Origin of the sequence: Runella salmonicolor (assembly GCF_024158025.1) — a bacterium.
GTDB classification, from domain to species: domain Bacteria; phylum Bacteroidota; class Bacteroidia; order Cytophagales; family Spirosomataceae; genus Runella; species Runella salmonicolor.
Map to the genome: position 1 here is coordinate 171,243 of NZ_JAMZEL010000012.1, position 20,784 is coordinate 192,026.

The 20,784-nt window shown below is 46.5% G+C and carries 17 protein-coding genes; 8 read left to right on the plus strand and 9 right to left on the minus strand.

Annotated features, from left to right (window positions below):
* Positions 1-44 precede the first annotated feature (44 nt).
* From NCI00_RS23330 to NCI00_RS23340, 3 genes are all read left to right on the plus strand, one after another.
* On the plus strand, positions 45-431 hold the full coding sequence (locus NCI00_RS23330; protein ID WP_166559966.1) for an FtsL-like putative cell division protein: 387 nt from the start codon (positions 45-47) through the stop codon (positions 429-431).
* Positions 432-466: 35 nt separating this feature from the next.
* Entirely contained in the window at positions 467-2,662 is a 2,196-nt protein-coding gene (locus NCI00_RS23335; RefSeq protein ID WP_253531808.1) for a penicillin-binding transpeptidase domain-containing protein, read from the plus strand.
* Between the two features lie 351 nt (positions 2,663-3,013).
* Positions 3,014-4,252 carry a hypothetical protein gene (locus NCI00_RS23340; protein ID WP_253531810.1) on the plus strand — a complete coding sequence of 413 codons (1,239 nt, stop codon included), beginning with the start codon at positions 3,014-3,016 and terminating at the stop codon, positions 4,250-4,252.
* A 98-nt stretch (positions 4,253-4,350) separates the two neighbouring features.
* On the opposite strand, the gene NCI00_RS23345 is transcribed toward NCI00_RS23340, so the two are convergent.
* The 3 genes from NCI00_RS23345 to NCI00_RS23355 form a co-directional block, all read right to left on the minus strand.
* Entirely contained in the window at positions 4,351-4,662 is a 312-nt protein-coding gene (locus NCI00_RS23345) for a hypothetical protein (RefSeq protein ID WP_253531812.1), read from the minus strand.
* Positions 4,663-4,964: 302 nt separating this feature from the next.
* Positions 4,965-5,285, minus strand: coding sequence for a 2Fe-2S iron-sulfur cluster-binding protein (locus NCI00_RS23350; protein WP_114460491.1), 321 nt, complete (start codon positions 5,283-5,285; stop codon positions 4,965-4,967).
* 22 nt (positions 5,286-5,307) lie between these two features.
* The gene (locus tag NCI00_RS23355; RefSeq protein WP_253531815.1) at positions 5,308-6,312 is read right to left on the minus strand and encodes an NAD(P)/FAD-dependent oxidoreductase; all 1,005 of its coding nucleotides are present in this window, start codon (positions 6,310-6,312) and stop codon (positions 5,308-5,310) included.
* 232 nt (positions 6,313-6,544) lie between these two features.
* Here NCI00_RS23355 and NCI00_RS23360 point away from each other — a divergent pair, with 232 nt between their 5' ends.
* The 3 genes from NCI00_RS23360 to NCI00_RS23370 all read left to right on the plus strand — a co-directional run bounded on the left by NCI00_RS23360 (position 6,545) and on the right by NCI00_RS23370 (position 10,005).
* Positions 6,545-7,852 carry a DUF3472 domain-containing protein gene (locus NCI00_RS23360; protein WP_253531817.1) on the plus strand — a complete coding sequence of 436 codons (1,308 nt, stop codon included), beginning with the start codon at positions 6,545-6,547 and terminating at the stop codon, positions 7,850-7,852.
* Positions 7,853-7,884: 32 nt separating this feature from the next.
* Entirely contained in the window at positions 7,885-9,240 is a 1,356-nt protein-coding gene (locus NCI00_RS23365) for a M20/M25/M40 family metallo-hydrolase (RefSeq protein WP_253531819.1), read from the plus strand.
* Between the two features lie 213 nt (positions 9,241-9,453).
* Positions 9,454-10,005 carry a DUF2911 domain-containing protein gene (locus tag NCI00_RS23370; RefSeq protein ID WP_253531821.1) on the plus strand — a complete coding sequence of 184 codons (552 nt, stop codon included), beginning with the start codon at positions 9,454-9,456 and terminating at the stop codon, positions 10,003-10,005.
* Here the strand turns inward: NCI00_RS23370 and NCI00_RS23375 are convergent.
* A complete protein-coding gene (locus NCI00_RS23375) occupies positions 9,992-10,717 on the minus strand; it encodes a 3-keto-disaccharide hydrolase (RefSeq protein ID WP_253531823.1) in 726 nt (241 codons plus the stop codon). The genes NCI00_RS23370 and NCI00_RS23375 overlap by 14 nt on opposite strands.
* A 426-nt stretch (positions 10,718-11,143) precedes the next feature.
* Here NCI00_RS23375 and secA point away from each other — a divergent pair, with 426 nt between their 5' ends.
* Positions 11,144-14,500 (plus strand): preprotein translocase subunit SecA, encoded by a 3,357-nt coding sequence (gene secA / locus NCI00_RS23380; protein ID WP_253531825.1) that lies wholly within the window; start codon positions 11,144-11,146, stop codon positions 14,498-14,500.
* Positions 14,501-14,760: 260 nt separating this feature from the next.
* Positions 14,761-16,401: a M1 family metallopeptidase gene (locus NCI00_RS23385; RefSeq protein ID WP_253531826.1), complete on the plus strand. Its 1,641-nt coding sequence runs from the start codon at positions 14,761-14,763 to the stop codon at positions 16,399-16,401.
* 98 nt (positions 16,402-16,499) lie between these two features.
* On the opposite strand, the gene NCI00_RS23390 is transcribed toward NCI00_RS23385, so the two are convergent.
* The 5 genes from NCI00_RS23390 to NCI00_RS23410 all read right to left on the minus strand — a co-directional run bounded on the left by NCI00_RS23390 (position 16,500) and on the right by NCI00_RS23410 (position 20,588).
* Positions 16,500-17,276: a glycosyltransferase family 25 protein gene (locus tag NCI00_RS23390; protein ID WP_253531827.1), complete on the minus strand. Its 777-nt coding sequence runs from the start codon at positions 17,274-17,276 to the stop codon at positions 16,500-16,502.
* Positions 17,277-17,355: 79 nt separating this feature from the next.
* Positions 17,356-17,715, minus strand: coding sequence for a hypothetical protein (locus NCI00_RS23395; protein WP_114066593.1), 360 nt, complete (start codon positions 17,713-17,715; stop codon positions 17,356-17,358).
* Positions 17,716-17,769: 54 nt separating this feature from the next.
* Positions 17,770-18,288: a hypothetical protein gene (locus tag NCI00_RS23400; protein ID WP_253531828.1), complete on the minus strand. Its 519-nt coding sequence runs from the start codon at positions 18,286-18,288 to the stop codon at positions 17,770-17,772.
* An 89-nt stretch (positions 18,289-18,377) separates the two neighbouring features.
* Positions 18,378-19,253, minus strand: a complete 876-nt coding sequence (locus NCI00_RS23405) for a DMT family transporter (RefSeq protein WP_253531829.1) — start codon at positions 19,251-19,253, stop codon at positions 18,378-18,380.
* 141 nt (positions 19,254-19,394) lie between these two features.
* Entirely contained in the window at positions 19,395-20,588 is a 1,194-nt protein-coding gene (locus NCI00_RS23410; protein WP_253531830.1) for a glycosyltransferase family 2 protein, read from the minus strand.
* Between the last annotated feature and the right edge of the window lie 196 nt (positions 20,589-20,784).

A 20,784-nucleotide genomic window follows, 5' to 3' on the forward strand; every position in this document is an offset into this window, starting at 1 on the left:
CATCAAGTAGTAGTTATAACAGTCATCAGCAAAACATTTGACCTATGGCCATCAATGTCTTAAAAGCCCAAAACCAAAAGCGTACCGCGCGCGCCGTTCGCAGCAAAAGCCGAGTATTGAGCTGGCTTGGGCAATGGTTCCAAGTTGAAAAGTGGATTGGCGGACGCGAATTTCCCGTAAGATACCTCGACGGAACCCTCTATTTACTTTTGTTAGGGCTTATTGTGATTTTTTTTCGCATCAATGCCGAACGACAAATGCGGCAACTTCGCAAAGCAACCGAAGAAGTCAATAACTATCGGGCCGCCTATACCATTCTGAAAGCCAATTATATGAAAATGGGTAAACAATCAGAATTGGCTCCTAAAGTGGCCAAAATGGGCTTGTCGGAAAGCCGAAAAACGCCCCAGCGTATTGAAGTGAAAAAGTAAGCCATTGGCATTTGTACCGTTAATTAACCCTAACCATGAGAGGCAAAACTGGAAATATTCGTGACGATATTTTGCAGCGTTCTTGGGTAGTAGCCATTGGGCTTATTATTCTTGGGGCGCTGGTTATTTACCGCATTTTTTATATTCAACACTACGATCTTTACAAGGGAAAACCTTGGATTGAATACATGTCCAAAACCGTTCGCGTGGATACCATTCCCGCCATGCGCGGCAATATTTACTCCAATGATGGCAGTCTGATGGCGACGTCGTTGCCTTATTTTGAGGTTTCTATCGACCCTACGGTGGCCGACAGCGTGTATTTCTACACCCGGGTCGACTCGTTGGGAACGCTTTTGGCCAAGACTTTTGGGCAACGGACGGCTGAGAGTTATGTGAAAGAGCTACTCTTTGCCCGACATGAATTTGAGCGGAACGAGCGGCGTGGAAACCGCAATATTCGACTGCTTAAACGTAAAGTTACTTACCGTGAGTACAGCATTATTTTGGGGCAAGAATTTAAGGGAATTGTCAAAAAAAAGGACGGCACAACCGAAAAAGCCACCTGGAAAGGCTGGCCATTTTTCCGCCGTTTTTCCTCTACAGGGCGCAGTCGAGGTGGAAAATTGATGATTACCTACGAGCGTTATAATCCTTTCGGTTCATTGGCGGAGCGTACCATTGGCTATCTTGACAAAAAGACCCGGCGCGGATTGGTAGGACTGGAAGCTAGTTTTGAAAAGCGATTGGCAGGGACTCCGGGCGTAGGGCTGTACCGAGTCCTTGATGATCAGACATTTATGCCCAACGAAGACGAAGATGGACTGCAACCATCCAACGGTTACGACTTACACACCACCATCGACGTTAATTTTCAGGACATTGCCGAAACGGCACTTCGCAATACGCTCCGTAGTTATAATGCAGCTTATGGTTGTGTGATTGTGATGGAGGTCCAAACGGGTGAGATTCGGGCCATTGCCAACCTCTCTCGCGATACCGATTCAAGCTACCGCGAAACCTATAATCACGCCCTCGCAGGGTTGGGAAACCCCGGCTCTACCTTTAAATTGGCCTCCATGTTGGCGGCTTTGGAAGAAGGGATGTCGCCCAAACGCATGTACCATACTGGCAACGGAATTGCGACCTACAAGTCGGCTATCATTCGGGATACAAAACGCGTAGGACACGGCAGTATCACGGCGCAGCAGGTGTTTGAAAAATCCTCAAACGTGGGTGTTCACTTGGTGATGAAAGATTATTTTTATGCAAAACCTGATAAATATGTGGGTTATCTGAAGCGCTTTCACCTGCGTGAGCCTACGGGCATTCAGATGAAAGGAGAGCCAGACCCCCGCGTTAGGATTCCATCTGACAAACGCTGGAGCAAGACCTCGCTGACGTACATGAGCTACGGCTATGAGTCAGAATTGACACCTTTGCAGATGCTTTCATTTTACAATGCCGTTGCCAATGATGGCTACTGGGTGCGCCCGATGCTGGTCAAACAGATAAAACAGGCTGATCAAATTGTGCAGGAAATGGTGCCATTCCGCAGCGAAGAGCGTATTGCGTCCGAAAATTCTTTGCGCAATGCTCGAAAAATGTTGGAAGGAGTGGTGGAGCACGGAACGGCCACGAATATCAAAAATCCGTTTTACAAAATTGCGGGAAAAACGGGTACGGCTCAAAAACTCGTGAATGGCCGCTACGTGCCGGGGTTGTACAATACGTCGTTTATCGGCTATTTCCCCGCCGATGCTCCTCGTTATTCGGTGTTGGTGGTGGTTGATAGCCCGCGAGGGTTCAGCATGGAGCAACTTTACGCGGGCAGCGTGGCGGCACCCGTATTTAAGGAAGTGGTAGACCGGATTGTGGGGTATGACATCAACATGCACCCACCGATTCCGAAACAACAAAATAAGAACTCCGAAATGTCGCGTCAGCTGCGGGCGGGTCATGCTGATGACCTGCGGGTGGTGGCCGAAGAAATGGACATTGAGTCGCCGGTGAATATCAACGGATGGGTAGAAGCCAAAAAAGATAAGGACGGTGTAAAGTGGGAAAGCCGCGATGCCGACCCTAATAAATTGCCCAATTTGAAAGGAATGTCGCTCCGCGATGCCCTTTATTTGCTCGAAAACCACGGTTTTAAAGTGGCATACAAGGGAAAAGGGAAAGTGGCAGAATACGAATATAAGGGAGGTACGTATATTTTGACGTTGCGATAGTTTTAGCCTCGTTTTCTTAAGTAAAACAAACATGAGTCATCCCCGAAGATTGGCAAACGCAACAAGTAGTGTAAAGTACGTGTGAGATGGCTATTCTTAGTCTGTAAATCGGTATTGAAGCGTTTCGGTACCGATTTCCAGTTCTGTGGTACTAATGTCTAAGAAGGAGCCAAATCCAATGGCTCCTTCTTCTCAATAACAATAACAGAAAATCATAGACTCACGCTCACTCTCCCCATAATGGTACGTTATTTGATATAAATCCGTTAATTTTCCGGCTCATTGGCAATGCCTGCCGTTTTGTACCTGTACATGTCAGCCAAAACACATTTTATTATTTATTCTATTCTCATGAAATCTACGTTGTTCTCCCTTGTTTTTTCCCTTTTGTTTTTTCCAGTTTTGAGTCAAGGTATCAAATTTGAAGAAGGTAATTTTCAACAATTGGTCAACTTGGCCCGTCAGCAAAACAAGCTGTTGATGGTGGAAGTCTACCTCAACGGTTGTCCTCACTGCGCGGCGTTGGCCCCCGTATTACAAGAAAAAAAAGTTGGGGAGTTTTTCAATCCTGCCTTTGTGAGCAGTAAGATAGAAGCCAATTCGCCCATTTCTAAGGAATTACAACTGCAAAAAGGCATTACCTATCCCGAATTTCCGCTGCTTTTCTTTTTTGATGCCAACGGCCAATTGATTCACCAAGCGGCCCCTGCTGAGCGTCCCAACCGCGCCGAATTTATTACCGAAGTCATTAAACACGGCAACGAAGCCCTCACCCCTACACTGCGCACGAGCAACTACGCCGCCCGCTACGCTAAAGGCGAACGCGGACTGGAGTTTCTAGTCAATTACGGCAAATATGCCAAAGCCACCAAAGACATAACACGCCAGAGTCAAATCGGTAACGATTTTGCCAAGTTGCTCACCAAACCCGCCGACATGGAAAGCGCCAACGGTTTTTACATTATTTCACGGTTAATCAACGACTTCCAGAACCCGCTGGCCAAACATTTTTTTGCCAACCTGCCCAAATATCAGAAATACAATAACGCCGAAAATCCAAAAGCGGTCAAAGACGCCGCCGAAGCCATCATTTACAACACACTTTACGGGCCGCGTACCAACAGCCTCAAGGCCTCAGAAGTGGTGGCCATGCGGGAAGCAATGATTAAGCTCGGCAACCCCGCCAAAGTCGTTGCTCCGCGCACGCTGTTGAAGGAATTGGAAGCGCATTTTCGCGAAAAAAATACCCCAGCCGCCACTGCCCGTTTCAACGAGTATCGTAAAATTGCGACGATGGACTTTCTGGATTACTCCTACATTGTTCGTCTTTTCAACGAAAAAGCCACCGAAAACTCTTACGTACCTTCTTTGATTTTGTGGGTAAACGACGGAGCTAAATTATTTAAAACCTCCAACGCCAACCATACCAAAGATAAGCTAGCCGACTTGTACAATGATTTGTCAAAAGCCTATCTCAGAACTGGAAAAAAAGCCGAAGGTAAAAAGGCCGCTCAGGAAGCCCTAACGATTGCGAAGGCCGCCAAAATTGACACAAAACCTTACGCCGACCAGTTGGCAAAGTGCAACTAAACTTGCCCGTTCTTCCAAACAAAAGCGTCGCCATGATTTGATGGCGACGCTTTTGTTTGGAAGCTTAAACTGGTGAATAACACCGTAGCAGGTTTTGATTAAAGAATCAAAATCAGTAATAAAACGATGACAATAATGGCACCAACAGAAAGATAAACACCGTTGTAGTTTGCCATTGCTTTTTTGATTTCCTTTACTTCTTTCCGCACGGCTTTGCGCTCGCTGCGGGTCAAATTGTCGGGTTCCATTGCTTTAATTTCCTCCAAGCGTTTCATCATTGCCTCCGCTTGCGCGGGAGTCATTGTTGACGTCGAAGTTCTCCCTGAGCCAGAGCTGGCCGAGTAGCCGTTAATCGTCATTCCAATCGTCATCAAAAGAACTGGTACGAGGTTTTTTAGTAATGCCTTCATTGTTGGATAGCGTTTATAATGAGTGGAAAGATTTACAAAAACAGGCCCTTTAACACAGGAAGGTTTTGACGTCACCACACCCTGCTTGTTAAAAACATGTTAAGACGTATATACGATTAAAACAACCAACGTAGCAGGCATTATGAACAATTTTAAAAAGTATTTTACATAGCCCACAATACAAACTGATAATGAGATACTTACATTAATTAATTTTAGAATATATTTTAAAAAATAGGCATAAAAAAATACTCCTTCACAGCTTGGCTATGAAGGAGTAAGACGATAGATAGTGTTAAGTATTAATGCTCTTCGCCGCGAATCTTGAAAGTAGTGCCTACCATGGTTTCATCCACGCGTAACTGACACGCCAAACGGCTGCAAGAAGTGGCCGAGGGCAGGGTGTCCAAAATGTCCAGTTCGGCGTCGCTGACGGGAGTCAGGCTATCGCCACCGTCCAAAATTTCGACGTGACAGGTAGCGCACAGTGCCATGCCACCGCAAGTAGCCAAGATGTTGTACTCAGAGGCCTTTAAGACTTCCATTAAATTTAAGCCAATGCCTTCGGGGATTTCGAGCGTTTGACGCTCTCCTATTCTATCTTCTATGGTGAATTGTATCATTTTTGTAGTATCTGTAAAGTAGTTAAAAAGCGTTCACTCCGTTGACCGTCGTATATTTAAAACTCAGGTGTTGGTTGGGATACACAAATTTGAAGGCGCTTTGGCACATCATAGCCGCTTCGTGAAAGCCCGTCAAAATGAGTTTGAGTTTCCCAGGATAGGTGTTGATGTCACCAATGGCGTAGATACGCTCCACGTTGGTGGAATAGTCCAAAGTGTTTACCTCAATCGCTGATTTATTGATGTTCAGACCCCACTCGGCAATCGGCCCCAGTTTTGGACTCAAGCCAAACAACGGAATAAAATAGTCGGAAGGCACCGCGTAGCTATTTTTGTCTTTGCCCGTCACCACCACTTCTTTCAGGTGCCCATTGCCGTTCAAACTCACTACATTTGATTGTAAAATGAGGTTAATTTTACCCTGCTCGGCCAACGCAAACACTTTTTCGGCCGAGTCGGGCGCTCCTCTGAACGTATCGCTGCGATGAATCAGGGTGGTGGTCTTGGCGATGTCGGCCAGATACGCCGTCCAGTCCAACGCTGAGTCGCCACCACCCGCAATCACAATTTCTTTGTTTCTGAATTTTTCGGGATTTTTCACCATGTAGGCTACGCCTTTCCCTTCAAAATGCTCCAAACCAGCAATCTCTGGTTTTCGGGGCTCAAAACACCCCAATCCGCCCGCAATGACCACCACCTGACAATGCACTTCGGTAGCATCCGACGTCTTGACAATCATTGAGCCATCTTCTTGTTTATCAATGGTTTCTACCCGTTCTCCCAAGGTAAAACTAGGGTTGAAGGGGGCAATTTGCAGCATTAGATTATCCACCAACTCCTGCGCCTTGATGGTGGGATAGCCAGGTATATCATAAATGGGCTTTTGGGGATAAATTTCTGACAGCTGCCCGCCTATTTGCGGCAAGGCATCAATCAGATGACACCGCATTTTTAATAAACCTGCTTCAAACACGCTGAACAAGCCAACGGGACCCGCGCCAATGATGCATATATCTGTTGTAATCATAACCTTTGGTAATTATTTGTACGTTTAACCAATAAGAAATTATCTAATCGTTTTTTGTGCTTTGTTTCTTAATTTGTGCCCAAAAGTAAATTATACATGATTCATGCGCCAATCATAAAAACCTATCTTTTATAACCAATGGTTATAATGACACGTTACAGGCAATTTAAGTCCATTAGTTTTATGAACAAACAGCCTTTCTTTGCAAGAACTAAAACCAATTCCTTCCCTGATGACTTCTCCCTCTAAAATCATTTGTTTTATCATTGCGGTCTTCTTCATCAGTTGCCGGGTTACTTCGCAAACCATTCCCAACGGACACGAAGCCAATAAACAAACTATCCCCATCGGTGGAAATGCGTGGCTCATCAGCGCCACTAAATCGGAGAAGATAACCAAAAATGGGTTTGAGCAATGGACTAATCCCTCCACCGTTTGTCGAACATTTTTGAGGGTAAATCAGGCAGGAAAATTGAAGGTCTCCGTCATGATTACGGCCAACGGAGAAAGTAAAGCCGCCGTTGCGGTGGCGGGCAAAACGCTACCCGTTATGATTGCTTCCGAAGGAACGCAGGAATATTTTGTTGGCGAATGGGCAATCAAAGAACCAGGCTATTTAAGCATTGATTTACAAGGGATTTCTAAAACAGGCGCGACGTTTGGCGCGGCACAAAGCATCAGTGTGAGCGGTAGCGCTGTCAATGCCGAAACCGTTTTTGTGAAAAACAACGTGGGCGAATATTTTTATTGGGGACGCCGTGGGCCATCCGTCCACTTGAATTACCCACTGCCTGCTAATGAAGACATTGAATGGTTTTACAACGAACTTACCATTCCCCAAGGTCAGGACGTCATGGGTTCTTATTTTATGGCCAATGGTTTTAAGGAAGGGTATTTTGGCATTCAGGTCAATTCTCCCACCGAGCGGCGGATTTTGTTTTCGGTGTGGAGCCCCTTCGAAACCGACAACCCCAACGCCATTCCCGACGAACAAAAAATTGTGATGCTCAAAAAAGGGCCTGATGTCTACACGGGCGAATTTGGCAATGAAGGCGCAGGCGGACAGAGCTACCTGAAATACAACTGGAAGGCGGGAAACACTTACAAATTTTTGCTCCAAGGCAAACCCACGGCCGACAATTACACTACTTATACGGCTTACTTTTTTGCACCAGAAGAAAATAAATGGCGATTGATTGCAAGTTTCAAACGCCCAAAAACGTCTACGTATTTAAAATCATTGCACTCATTTCTGGAAAATTTCATACCTGAAACGGGTAACACTAGCCGAATGGGGCTGTACAGCAATCAATGGGTCCGTACTACGGCAGGACAATGGAAAGAACTCACCGAAGCCAGATTTACGGGCGACAACACCGCCCGCAAAAACTACCGAAAAGACTACGCGGGCGGTCTTTCCAATGGCAGCTTTTACCTGCGCAACTGCGGTTTTTTCAACGATTTTGTACCGCTCGACGGCACATTTAGGAGAGATGCCGCAAATAGAATTCCGACGATTAACTTTTCGGCGTTGCCGTAAGTTACTTTATCATCAACCTTCAATCAAACCGTATGAAAAGAACAACTACTCTCCTCCTACTCTGCATCCTTTTTGCTTTTAATGGTTCTGCCCAACAGGTCATCCAGCGCGACCCGATGATTTCGGCCATGCTGGCGGAGGTCTCGCCCGACAGCCTGCGCAGTCATATCGACAAGCTCGTTAGCTTTGGCACTCGCCACACCATGAGCACCGTCACCGACCCCAAACGCGGGATTGGCGCGGCCCGAAAATGGGTACTGAGTCGTTTCAATGAATTTGCCAAACAATCGGGCGGACGCATGACGGCCACCATTGATACATGGATGCTCCAACCCGACGGACGGCGTGTGGATCAACCGCAGGAAATCGGCAACGTAATGGCCACCCTCAAAGGCACCGACCCCAACGACGACCGTATTTTCATGGTCAGCGGGCACATTGACAGCCGCGTAAGCAACGTCAGCAATCGCGAATCTGACGCCCCCGGGGCCAACGACGACGGCAGCGGCACGGCAGCCGTGATTGAATTGGCGCGTGTGATGAGCAAATATTCCTTTCCAGCCACCATTATTTTTGTGGCCGTAAGCGGAGAAGAGCAAGGTCTATTAGGGGCTAACCATTTGGCCGAGCGCGCCGTAAATGAAAAATGGAACCTCGAAGCATTGCTCAACAACGACATCATGGGCTCCAACCACAGCCCCGACACCCGCCTGATTGACAACACCAAAATCCGAATTTTTAGCGAAGGTCTATCTGGCTTTGAGACCGACAAACGCGCGGCGGGCGTTCGGCAATACGGGGCCGAAAACGACGGCAAGGCCCGTACATTGGCCCGTTATGTAAAAGAAGTGGGCGAACGGTACGTCGATAATTTGGAAGTGCGGCTTATCTACCGCAACGACCGCTACCTGCGCGGCGGCGACCATACGCCGTTTGTCAATCGTGATTTTGCGGCGGTACGCATCACCGAAATGAACGAGAATTTTAACAACCAACACCAGGATTTGCGCACTGAAAAAGGCGTAGAATACGGCGATTACGCCAAAAACATGGATTTTGAGTACTTGCGCAAAAACACTTGTCTCAATTTAGCGTCGCTGGCCAACTTAGCCAAAGCACCCGCCATGCCCCAAAACGTGACGCTCGAAGCCCGCAATCTCACCAATACTACCTCTCTTTTTTGGCAAACGCCCAAAGCTGGCAAAGTGAAAGGCTACTACGTGCTCATGCGCGAAACGCACATGCCGTTTTGGCAAAAGAAGTTTTTTACGGACAAAAACGGCCTAACCTTGCCCTATTCCAAAGACAATTACTTTTTTGCGGTGCAAGCTGTGGGCGAAGAAGGTCACGAAAGCCTGCCCGTGTTGCCCCGCCCAAGTATGCGGTAGCATCAAGAGTAGTCGCCGTTTCTCAAAACGGCGACTACTTCCAGTAAGGCATCTTAAATTGTCATTCAGTAAATCAAAGGTTTGAGAACCTTTTTATTCGAGGTTATAAGTAACCTCTCACACATCACTCTTATTCGAGGTTATGAGTAAAGTCTCTCACATCACTTTCACACGTATACACAAACCAAAAACCACTTAATTCTCACAAATACAATGAAAAAGACCACCCTCATTTATTGCCTCTTAAGTTTGTGCGCATTGGGAGCCTACGCGCAGGGCTTCAGAGCGGTTGACAAAAGCTCTCTGGATTATGCTTATTTCCCTGACAATTTTGCTCACGACCGCAAAGATGGTGAAAAAGCCCTCGTGCGTGTCACTTACAGTCGCCCCGCCAAAAATGGCCGTGAAGTATTTGGCAAACTAATCCCTTACGGCAAAGTATGGCGGACGGGTGCCAACGAAAACGCCGAGATTAAGTTTTATCAAGACGCCACCATTCAAGGCAAAAAAGTGAAAGCGGGTACGTATTCGCTCTTCACTATCCCAGGAGAAAACGAGTGGACCATCATCCTGAATTCTGACCTCGATTACTGGGGGGCGTTTAAATACAAGGAGGCCAACGATGTGGCACGCTTTACGGTGCCGGCAAAGAAATCGACAGAGGCTCCGATTGAGCATTTTTCCATCCAATTCCCCAAAGGCACCGACGCCATCATGCGCATGGGCTGGGACAATACCATTGTGGAAGTGCCTATAACTTTCTGAGTTTGAGATTGCGGTACCAAACCGTGCTGCCCCAATCCTGCAAGCCCAACAATCCAGTAAAAACGCCCTGAGCAATCGGGGCGTTTTTTAATCCGCTTCCTGCCACGCGCTGCTTCCAATCGGCGCTTGCCAAATCGTGTTCTTGCACCACAAACCCGTTGAGCGTTACGGTCAATTTCTTTTTGCGAACGCTAAACACCACCGAATTCCATTCGCCCACGGGGTTTATTTCTCGAATACGGGCGTTGGCAACACCAAAAAAATCGCCTGCTCGGTGTTTGTTCTCCGCTGCTCCTTCGTAAATTTTATCGTCAAGTACCTGCAATTCCAGCCCCGTATCGTGCATATTTTTGTATTGAGCGGCTTCTTTGACAAAAAAGAAAATACCACTGTTTGCCAACGGGCTTACTTTCCAATCGGCCTTAAATTCAAAATCGCCAGTGATGGGCACTTCGCTTACAATATCGCCGCCGTTGGGCGCTTTGTTGCCCGCGCGTTGGGGAACGTTCAATTTCAACGCACCCTGCTCCACAATCCACGCCGAGCCAATGCCCTTGGCCCCGTAAGAATGCCACCCGCTGACGTCTTTGCCGTTGAAAAGCAGTTGCCAGCCTTCTCTTTTCTCCTGTGCCGAAAGCGTGTTGGGAGATTGGGCATTGGCAAAAAAGGCAGCAAGTACTAAAAAGAGAATAGAAGCGGTTTGTTTTAACATGGTAAATAGGCGTTTAGTGTATTGGCTTATAGAAGTAATTTAGGTCTTATAATTACTACTTTTAAACCCGATTACCGTTTATTATATAGGTAAAAAAACCATTGGCAACCTGTCAGCGCATTTTTGTTTCACTGCCATTTTGTCCTAATAAAATATTGTAGCGCGAATATTGTTATTAAACTATTGACAAAAAGCTAACTTTGCGAAAAAAACAAGGGCATGGGCGCGATATTGGTGAAACCAGCTAACGAAGTATAACTTGACATCTATGGCTCGCTGATAGCTCTAATTATAGTAGGTGGTATTCAGAACCAAGGGTTAAAATGTTAGAGACATCAATATTCGCTTGAGTAAAGGTATTAAAAAGGGCATTGAGAAAATGTCGTCCAACTAAGTAGTTAAGAAACTGAAAATTACCATTTTGAAATGATAAAATTCCTCACTAAAAGTTTTACGGGATTGTTCGGAACGAAGGCCGACCGCGATTTGAAAGAACTCTCCCCTTACGTAGAAAAAGTAAATACTGAATTTGCCAAACTACGTAACCTCAGCCACGACGAACTGCGTAATGCGACCCAAGAACTCAAAACATACATTGCGGGCCAGCTTAAAACCATAGATGACCAAATCGCCGCTTTGCGCCAACGCATCACCGACGATGTCGAGATGGATGTGGATGCCAAAGAAGAAATTTTTAAGCAAATTGACGCCTTGGGTTTAGAGCGCGACAAAGAACTGGAAAAAGTTTTGCTGCACATTCTGCCCACGGCTTTCGCCATTGTGAAAGAAACGGCGCGGCGCTTCACCGAGAACGAATCTATCGAAGTGACGGCTTCGTTCATTGACCACGAATTGGCCGTTAAGAAAAACCACATCACCATCAACGGCGATAAAGCCATTTGGAATACTACTTGGGATGTGGCTGGGCACCCTATCAAATGGAACATGGTTCACTATGATGTTCAAATCATCGGGGGAACGGTGCTACACCAAGGAAAAATCGCTGAGATGGCCACGGGAGAAGGTAAAACGCTCGTTGCTACCTTGCCTGCGTTCCTGAATGCCTTAGCGGGGCAGGGAGTACACATTGTAACCGTCAACGACTATCTGGCCCGTCGCGACAGCGAGTGGAACGGACCTTTGTTTGAGTTTCACGGGTTGCGCGTCGATTGTATCGACCGCCACCAGCCCAATACCTTTGCGCGTCGTCAGGCATACTTGGCCGATATTACTTACGGAACCAACAACGAGTTTGGCTTTGACTACCTCCGCGACAACATGGCCCACAGCCCCGAGGAATTGGTACAGCGCAAGCACCATTTTGCGATGGTCGATGAGGTTGACTCCGTGTTGGTCGACGACGCCCGTACGCCACTCATCATCAGCGGTCCAGTACCGCGCGGCGACGAGCAGGATTTTGCCGAACTTAAGCCCCGCGTAGCGCGCATAGTGGAAGCCCAAAAACGCCTCGTAACGGATTTGCTTAACGAAGCCAAAAAGAAAATTGCGGCTGGCGACAAGAAAGAAGGTGGTTTGGCATTGTTCCGCGCCCATCGTGGTTTTCCAAAATATAAACCACTCATCAAATTTATGAGTGAAACGGGGATGAAAACCCTGATGCAAGAAACCGAGAAAATCTATTTGGCCGAAAACCAAAAACTGATGCCGCAGGCCGATGCACCGTTGTATTTCACGATTGAAGAAAGAAACAACAGCATTGAGTTAACGGAAAAAGGATTGGACTACATTACTGGTGAAAGCGAAGACCCCGCATTCTTTGTGATGCCAGACTTATCTATTGAGTTAAATATCATTGATAAAAACCCTGAACTTAACGACCAGCAGAAACTGATTCGTAAAGAGGAAGTCATTCGTGACTATTCAATCAAAACGCAACGTGTCCACACAATTCAGCAGTTGTTGAAAGCCTACTCGCTTTTTGAGAAAGATGTGGATTACGTGATTATGGACGGAAAGGTCAAAATCGTGGATGAGCAAACGGGCCGTATCATGGAAGGCCGCCGTTGGTCAGACGGTTTGCACCAAGCCGTAGAAGCCAAAGAAAACGTAAAAGTAGAAGACGCAACCCAAACCTACGCCACCGTAACGTTGCAAAACTACTTCCGTATGTACCACAAACTTTGCGGTATGACGGGTACGGCCGAAACCGAAGCGGGAGAATTCTGGACCATTTATAAATTGGACGTGGTCAGTATTCCAACCAACATCCCCGCCGTTCGGAAAGATGAAGAAGACAAAGTGTACCGTTCGGTACGCGAAAAATACAACGCCGTAGTAGACGAAATCGTCGAACTCGTTGGCAAAGGGCGCCCAGTACTGGTGGGTACAACTTCGGTAGAAAACTCGGAGTTGTTGAGCCGAATGCTTACCCTACGCAAGATTCCACACCAAGTATTGAACGCCAAGCAGCACCAACGCGAAGCCGAGATTGTGTCGGAAGCAGGAAAGCCCGGCACCGTGACCATCGCCACCAACATGGCAGGTCGGGGTACCGACATCAAGCTGACCGCCGAGTCGAAAGCAGCGGGTGGATTGGCCATCATCGGTACCGAGCGCCACGAAAGCCGCCGCGTTGACCGTCAGTTGCGCGGACGTGCCGGTCGTCAGGGTGACCCGGGTTCGTCGCAGTTCTTTGTGTCGTTGGAAGACGGCCTCATGCGTATGTTCGGTTCTGACCGGATTGCGGGCGTGATGGACCGCATGGGTCTGGAAGAAGGCGAAGTGATTCAGCACTCTATGGTGTCAAAATCTATCGAACGGGCGCAGAAGAAAGTCGAAGAAAACAACTTCGGAACGCGTAAACGCTTATTGGAATATGACGACGTCATGAACATGCAACGCGAAAATATCTACAAACGCCGCCGCAATGCCCTATTTGGCGACCGTTTGGCCATCGATATTGCCGACACCATGTACGACGTAGCCAGCGAAGCCTTGGCCAATACCGAAGACAATTACGAAGAACTTGAGCTGGCAGCCATTACCAATTTTGGAATTGAGCCTCCATTTACCCGCGAAGAATACGCCAAACTCAAGCCAGAGCAACGTACTCAGCGCCTTTACGACGCGGCAGAAAAGCACTACTTGGCTAAAAATAAAGCTATTGCTGAGCAAGTATTGCCCGTGTTGAAGCAAATATCGGCCGAGCGTGGCGCCACCATCAATGAGATTGTAATTCCGTTTACGGATGGCATCAAGGGCACCCAAATCGGCGTAAATCTCCAGAAAGCCATCGAGACCAACGGCCGCGAAATTATCCACGAAATGGAGAAATTTGTGGTACTTTCGCTCATCGACCAAGAGTGGAAAGAGCACCTGCGCGACATGGATGATTTGAAGCAATCGGTACAAAATGCCGCCTACGAGCAGAAAGACCCCTTGTTGATTTATAAATTCGAATCCGTAGAGTTGTTCAAACGACTGATGACCAAAGTGAATTTTGAAACCATCAGTTTCTTAATGAAAGCGCACATTCCGCAGGAGGAAGCACCGCAGCAAGCACCACGCCAAACGCGCCGCGCTGAGCCACAATTACAGACCAACCGCCACGACGACGAAATCGAAGAAGAAACCACTGGCGGCGGGCCCAATGCCTACGCCGCCCGTCAGGCAGAAAAGCAAGCTCCTGTGCGTACCATCAAAATTGCCGACCGTAACCAAAAAGTAACGGTGCAATACCGCGACGGTCGCGTGGTAAAAGATGTGAAATACAAAAAAATTGAACACGAAGTAGAGCGCGGCGATTGCGTCGTAATTGCCTAATAATCTTATAGTTACATTTCAATGGTATTCTTTTGAAATAGCACACGCAAAAATTTTCAAAAAAAAATAAAAAAAAATGTAACCAAATACATCACTCGACGTCTTAACAATAGAGTTTTTCATAACGTTGAGTAAAGATTTAAAATCCGATTGGGCTTCCCGTTCGGATTTTTTTTATGCCCCGAAAACGGTATTATTGTCCGACCAAAAACAATCATCAACACCTAACACCCAAAAAGGCTTTTAATCTACCGTTTCCTATGAAAGTCCTCTACACCTTTGCGCTTGTTTTTTTACTTCAGCTTGCCGCCTCCGCCCAAACCTATATTTTTACCCATGATGACACCCTTCGTGGCAGTATTACCAAAGAACGTGCTTGGTGGGATTTGCAGTTTTATCACCTCAATGTCCGCGTTCAACCCCAAGACAGCACACTCAACGGCAGCGTAACAGTGCGCTATAAAGTCCTTCAACCTTACCAAACCCTCCAAATTGACTTACAGCGTCCGATGAACATCAGTCGCGTTACCCAAGATGGGCAAACGCTTTCTTTTCGCCGAGATGGCAACGCTTTTTTCATTGATTTAGTCAAAAAACAGGAGGCCCAAAAACAAGAATCTTTGGTTATAGAGTACAGCGGCCGCCCACACGTAGCCAAGCGCGCCCCGTGGGATGGCGGATTTTCGTGGAAAAAAGACAAAGACGGACTGCCTTTTGTGGCTACTTCTTGTCAAGGGCTGGGCGCCAGCGTCTGGTGGCCCTGCAAAGACCACATGTACGATGAGCCCGACAGTATGCGCATCAGCGTGACAGTGCCTAAGCCCCTCATGGATGTTTCAAACGGACGCTTGCGGAGCATTACCGAGAATCCCGACGGTACGCGCACCTTTGACTGGTACGTTCAGAACCCCATTAATAACTACGGCGTGAATGTCAACATCGGCAACTACGTGGCGTGGACTGATACGCTGAATGGCGAAAAAGGTACGCTGGATTTATCGTTTTACGCACTCGCCGAAAACCTTGACAAAGCCAAAACCCAATTTCAACAGACGAAACCCATGCTTCGCGCTTTTGAACATTGGTTTGGCCCCTACCCTTTTTACGAAGACAGCTACAAGCTCGTTGAGGTCCCTTACTTGGGCATGGAGCATCAAAGCTCGGTCACCTACGGCAACGGATACAAAAATGGCTATTTGGGTCGAGATTTATCCGCCACTGGTTGGGGCCTAAAATGGGATTTTATTATCATTCATGAATCTGGACATGAATGGTACGCCAACAACATTACCTACAAAGACCAAGCGGATATGTGGATTCACGAGAGTTTTACCAACTATTCCGAAAATCTGTACACCGAATATTACTACGGCAAAGAGGCAGGCAGCGACTACGTGATTGGCTGCCGTAAATTGATTCGTAACGATAAGCCTATTATCGGCACCTACAACGTAAACCGCAGCGGCTCGGGCGACATGTACTACAAAGGCGGCAATATGCTACACACGATTCGTCAAATCATCAACAACGACGAGAAATGGCGCGGCATCTTACGCGGAATGAATAAAACGTTTTATCATCAAACCGTTACAACCCAGCAAATTGAGGACTACATTAGCAACGAAGCGGGTATCAACCTGAGCAAAGTTTTTGACCAATACCTGCGTGATATTCGGATTCCGGTGCTTGAGTATCGCATCGAAAAAAAGAAACTTTCATACCGTTGGAACAACGTAGTGGAAGGATTTGACATGCCGGTCAAGTATAAAGCTGAAAACGGCGAATGGAAAACCCTGAAACCGACCACCGAATGGAAGTCTATAAAAGTTAAAAAATCATCCGCGCTCGACGTAGACCGAGGATTCTACATAGAAGTCAAAAAACTCGCTTCTGCTTCGTAAAGCGTTGCGCAAAAGGGGAAGTCGTACTTACGTCGCCGAATAGCGAATGGGTTCGATTTCTCTTTTTCGAGCCTCTATTCTTCCTAATTTACATTTTGCTACGACCAAATATAGGAATCTGCATTAGCGTGGCCCCTCGCAAAATCTTCCTGATCAAAAAAGGTGGGGCGGCAAATAAAGGCGGCAAGATTACCTCTGATTACCTCGTGCGTCATCAGCTCATCGGCTCTTGAATACAGAGGGGTTTGTGCTTTCAGCAGTTTTTCAGCTGCCGATTTTGACACAGCATAAGCGTGCGTACAATCGTGCAAACCAGCAATGCGTAAATTGGTCGAGTAAGGTTTTGGATATAAATTATTGACGTGGTGGCGGGTGAGCCACTTGTAAGCTCGGAAGGTGGCCAACAATTTATAAAACTGCTTTTTACGCCAATGTTTAGGCGTTATTTCTTCATTTTTCAAAAAACCAAGATACACCAACTCCCAATGTTCAGGCAGTTGATTCATTGTCGTAAGCAGCAGTTCTAGCATCTGAAGTTTAGGCACCACGTCGTCTTCAAAAATCAGCACGCGTTCGTGGCCTTCTTGTACAATTTTTTCGTAAAGATTGCGGTGCGACCAAGCGCAGGCAATTTCACCCAACGATAATTTGCTGTGCCTATGCCGATTGAATTTCACCGCTTTGGCTTCATCATACACCCCCGACTTGATGGAGTCTGCGAGGGTAAAATCCTTTTTATCTACCGCCCAAAAGAGCTCATAGTTTAACCCCTCAAGATGCTGTTTTATAGCCTCCTGTCGGTCAGTGGCGCGCCTGAGCGTGACCACAAAAACTCGGTCAAAATAACCGTTCAAAAATTCATAGACTGATTTCATTCCTGACCAATAAAGTGTGAAATAATGAGTCTGCACCCGAGGGCGGCAAACCTTTCAAACAGTCAGAAATGGTGATGGATTAAACGTAGGCGGGTACGTTGTAAATACGCTCGTAGAGCAGGCTATTCAATTCAAGCATAAATTTAGTCCCTTCCAGCAATTCACGCAAGTGGACCAAATCACAAAGGGTCAGTTTCAGCGAAAGATTTGCTTGGGGAGCCTCAATGACTTCAAAGTCATATTCGTCCGAAAGATTAAAAATCATCGCGTGTAAGTCTACATTGTCGACTTTCTGCTTAAAATTCAGAAAATCGTTGATTCTGAAAGCCATTTTATACCCTGCAAATTCTACCATAATTCGGGCCGAACGATCACATTGATAGGTCGTTCCTTTTGAATTGGTGTAAAGTTCGTTTATGTAGGTTGCTTCACTAATCATCACGGCAAATATACGCGATTTTATTCTCTTTATTTAGAGTCAATCAAAATAAACCTAAAAACTTGGTGTTTTATCGGCCAATAGTACCGTATCGGCCACGGCGCCAGTGCGAGGTGCGCCCGCCTCAATCCAACGTCGAATGAACTCAATTTGGCCTTTATAGAGGGCTTTTCCATTTAGGGGCATGGGCGTACCGTAGCTTTTGCCGCCGTGGTGCGCGCCGCCTTCCCAATTAAGTTTATGAAAAAGTAAACTTTGCAGTGAAAAATACGGCAATACACGCTTCAACTTATCTTCCACCGCATTCTGATTTTTAGGGTCTTTATTGAATAAATAATCGTAGGATTTACCCGTAGCAAGCACCAAACCATGTTGGCTGAAGCTGGATTCCTGCTCCGAAGCGTGGCAGCCCGAAGTGGCACAGGTAGGCGTAAAAATGCGTTCCTGAATTAACTCAAACGAGGCTTTTGCGACGGGCACAGTTATTGGCTCTTCGTTTTTCTTACAGGCATTGAAGGTCATCCCAACGATTCCTGTAAGCAATATATTTAGCAGTAAAGGTCTGATGCTCATACCACAGTTTCTTTTTAAATGGCCATTATGATTAAAAAGTAAACGAAAATGCATTCTTTTTGTTACACTCCGTCTCATATCCCTACTGTTTACTTCATCGTCGTCAGTAGTACTCCCGCCAATACCAACACCCCTCCGATGATGGTTGTCAATGTCAGTTCTTCCCCCAAAAGCGTAACGGCAATAATGGCCGCAAAAACGGGGGTCAGGTTTCCAACAACGGCGGCTTTGGTAGCGCCTATTTTTTGGACAGCTTCATAATACCAAATAAATCCGAGCGCGGTGGCGGTCATTGCCATGTAGACTACTGCTGCCAACGACTGCCAACTTGCTTGTTCCAAACGTTCGATTAACCCATGTTGAAGCGCAGGGATAAACAACAAAGTCGCCCCAATCAACGCCGAGAAAGAACTGAGCGACAGTGCAGGAATGGTTTTCAGCGCTACTCGTCCAATGAGCGTATAAACCGTCCAGCTCAAAACACAACCCATGATGAGCAATTCGCCCAGACCCCAGGTCGTGTTGGAAAGAAGAGATGAAAAATCACCGCGAGCAAGCACCACAGCGGCGCCAAAAATAGACAACGCAATGCCCGCCCATTTGATAACCGACACCTGCTCCCCTAAAAAAAGCCAGCTCCCCAATGTAATAGTAATCGGAGCAAAGGCAATTACGAGTGAGGCCCGCACGGTAGGCATATACTGGATACCACTGAAAAAGAACAAGTTATACAAAAACACCCCCATCAATGCCGAGATAAACACCAATCCCCATTGTTTGGGAGTAAGAGAAGGAATTCTGCCGTTGGTTTTGTACAGATAAGCCATCAATAACAGCGCCCCGATGACAAACCGCAGAAAAGCCGTTGAATAAGGTCCTAAGGATTGAACGGCGATTTTGCCCGCCGCGAAATTAGTGCCCCAGAAAAAAACGGTAGCGATGAGTTTGAAGTAGGTAAGACGCATGAACAAACGATAAAAGAGGCTTTCTGAAATGTACTGTTTAGAGTACAAAAAAACACCGCCCGAAAGTTCAATGCTACCCGCAAATGAAACCTTGAAATAAGTGCCCTTTGAACGAATTTACCCATCTACAGAAGCCTTTCTTTAAGGCGTTTTTGTTTCGGTTTCTCCGTGGGGAGTTGGCAAAAAACTTTTACTGGCGGCCTTGATGTTGAGCAAAGAGCGCACCATCCGGAAAATCAATTGAAAAAGTAGAAGAAAATCTTTGGCAGAAATTTTCTTCCATAAATACCCTGGAATAGAAATCGCAAGGGTAAAGGCAAGAACGCCCAACAGGCTCCCCATCGTGACTAAAATCGGAATATTTAAGAATACTAAACCTATCAATACGCCCAGTCCTAAAACCGCCAGCAACAACGTACGCGGCATAATCAACCCTTTCAGATAAGCATTGAAGGCATGAAAATTTCCTTTAAACAGCTGCGCGAATCCCGTCGTAAAGTAAAACTTAATAAAATGAATCTGGGCCGCAATCCACCGAGAACGCTGCCGCTCAAAGACCGCTAGGTTTTGTACTTTTTCGTCATAAATGTACGCGTCTTTCAGGTAGGCGATATGAAAGCCATCCAACAACAGATTCATTTCCAATTCTTTATCGTAGCCTCCAATGGTTTGAAGGCGACTCATTCCGTGCATCATTGCATCAGGGACGAAGGCCATCCCTGACCCAATCAACGAAGCCGACATGCCCAATGCGCGCTGACCACCGCGAAAAAGATGGTTGTTGACCTCTTCGTTCATCGCATCAAAAACTGCCACACCTGTATTGGTATTTTTAGCCACCCGATGCCCCTGTACCACTTTCCAGCCTTGGTCAAAGGCCAAATTGATGCGTTGCAAAAAATCGGGGCGCATGTGATTGTCGGCGTCGGAGACCATCACTATATCGTACGTGTTGCGAGGAAGTTGGTGCAGCGCGTACGCAATTGACTTTTGAACCGTCGATTGTTCAAACTCTACCGTAATAACTTTGATGGGATAAGTCGCCAGTTTTTGGAGGGTTTCGGGCAAGAAAGAATCGGCAATGACAAACAAATCAAAGTAACTTTTGGGATAATCAAGTAGAAGGTTGGCCTCTACCGAATCAATAATCACTTTATCTTCTTTGTAGGCTGGTATCAGCACCGCGATTCTTCGTATCTGCGTGGGTTTGGTTGAAATAGGAACATCATCGGCTTTGCCTAAACGACCCGCCACCGCCGACAGTAATAAATACAAGACATTGAATGCCAAATAGATAACTATTGGCATCAGGAGAAAATATCCAAAAAATTGCATTGGGCAGATTATATTTTCGGTGGAAATAGAGTATTTTTTTTCAATCGTTGAATAGCAATGGCAAAATACACTTAATGTATTTCAAAAAAAACTAACCGCTCTAATAAAAAGACGTAAAAATAAGCCACACTTTCAGGATGAGTATTCCCAAAAGTTATATTTCTAATTGTTTAAGTACAACAATGACGCTAATCTT

Excerpts from the sequence above, each read along its gene's own strand:
- NCI00_RS23330 (WP_166559966.1), top strand. The coding sequence starts at position 45 with ATGGCCATCAATGTCTTAAAAGCCCAAAACCAAAAGCGTACCGCGCGC.
- NCI00_RS23335 (WP_253531808.1), top strand. The coding sequence starts at position 467 with ATGAGAGGCAAAACTGGAAATATTCGTGACGATATTTTGCAGCGTTCT.
- NCI00_RS23340 (WP_253531810.1), top strand. The coding sequence starts at position 3,014 with ATGAAATCTACGTTGTTCTCCCTTGTTTTTTCCCTTTTGTTTTTTCCA.
- NCI00_RS23345 (WP_253531812.1), bottom strand. The coding sequence starts at position 4,662 with ATGAAGGCATTACTAAAAAACCTCGTACCAGTTCTTTTGATGACGATT.
- NCI00_RS23350 (WP_114460491.1), bottom strand. The coding sequence starts at position 5,285 with ATGATACAATTCACCATAGAAGATAGAATAGGAGAGCGTCAAACGCTC.
- NCI00_RS23355 (WP_253531815.1), bottom strand. The coding sequence starts at position 6,312 with ATGATTACAACAGATATATGCATCATTGGCGCGGGTCCCGTTGGCTTG.
- NCI00_RS23360 (WP_253531817.1), top strand. The coding sequence starts at position 6,545 with ATGACTTCTCCCTCTAAAATCATTTGTTTTATCATTGCGGTCTTCTTC.
- NCI00_RS23365 (WP_253531819.1), top strand. The coding sequence starts at position 7,885 with ATGAAAAGAACAACTACTCTCCTCCTACTCTGCATCCTTTTTGCTTTT.
- NCI00_RS23370 (WP_253531821.1), top strand. The coding sequence starts at position 9,454 with ATGAAAAAGACCACCCTCATTTATTGCCTCTTAAGTTTGTGCGCATTG.
- NCI00_RS23375 (WP_253531823.1), bottom strand. The coding sequence starts at position 10,717 with ATGTTAAAACAAACCGCTTCTATTCTCTTTTTAGTACTTGCTGCCTTT.
- secA (WP_253531825.1), top strand. The coding sequence starts at position 11,144 with ATGATAAAATTCCTCACTAAAAGTTTTACGGGATTGTTCGGAACGAAG.
- NCI00_RS23385 (WP_253531826.1), top strand. The coding sequence starts at position 14,761 with ATGAAAGTCCTCTACACCTTTGCGCTTGTTTTTTTACTTCAGCTTGCC.
- NCI00_RS23390 (WP_253531827.1), bottom strand. The coding sequence starts at position 17,276 with ATGAAATCAGTCTATGAATTTTTGAACGGTTATTTTGACCGAGTTTTT.
- NCI00_RS23395 (WP_114066593.1), bottom strand. The coding sequence starts at position 17,715 with ATGATTAGTGAAGCAACCTACATAAACGAACTTTACACCAATTCAAAA.
- NCI00_RS23400 (WP_253531828.1), bottom strand. The coding sequence starts at position 18,288 with ATGAGCATCAGACCTTTACTGCTAAATATATTGCTTACAGGAATCGTT.
- NCI00_RS23405 (WP_253531829.1), bottom strand. The coding sequence starts at position 19,253 with ATGCGTCTTACCTACTTCAAACTCATCGCTACCGTTTTTTTCTGGGGC.
- NCI00_RS23410 (WP_253531830.1), bottom strand. The coding sequence starts at position 20,588 with ATGCAATTTTTTGGATATTTTCTCCTGATGCCAATAGTTATCTATTTG.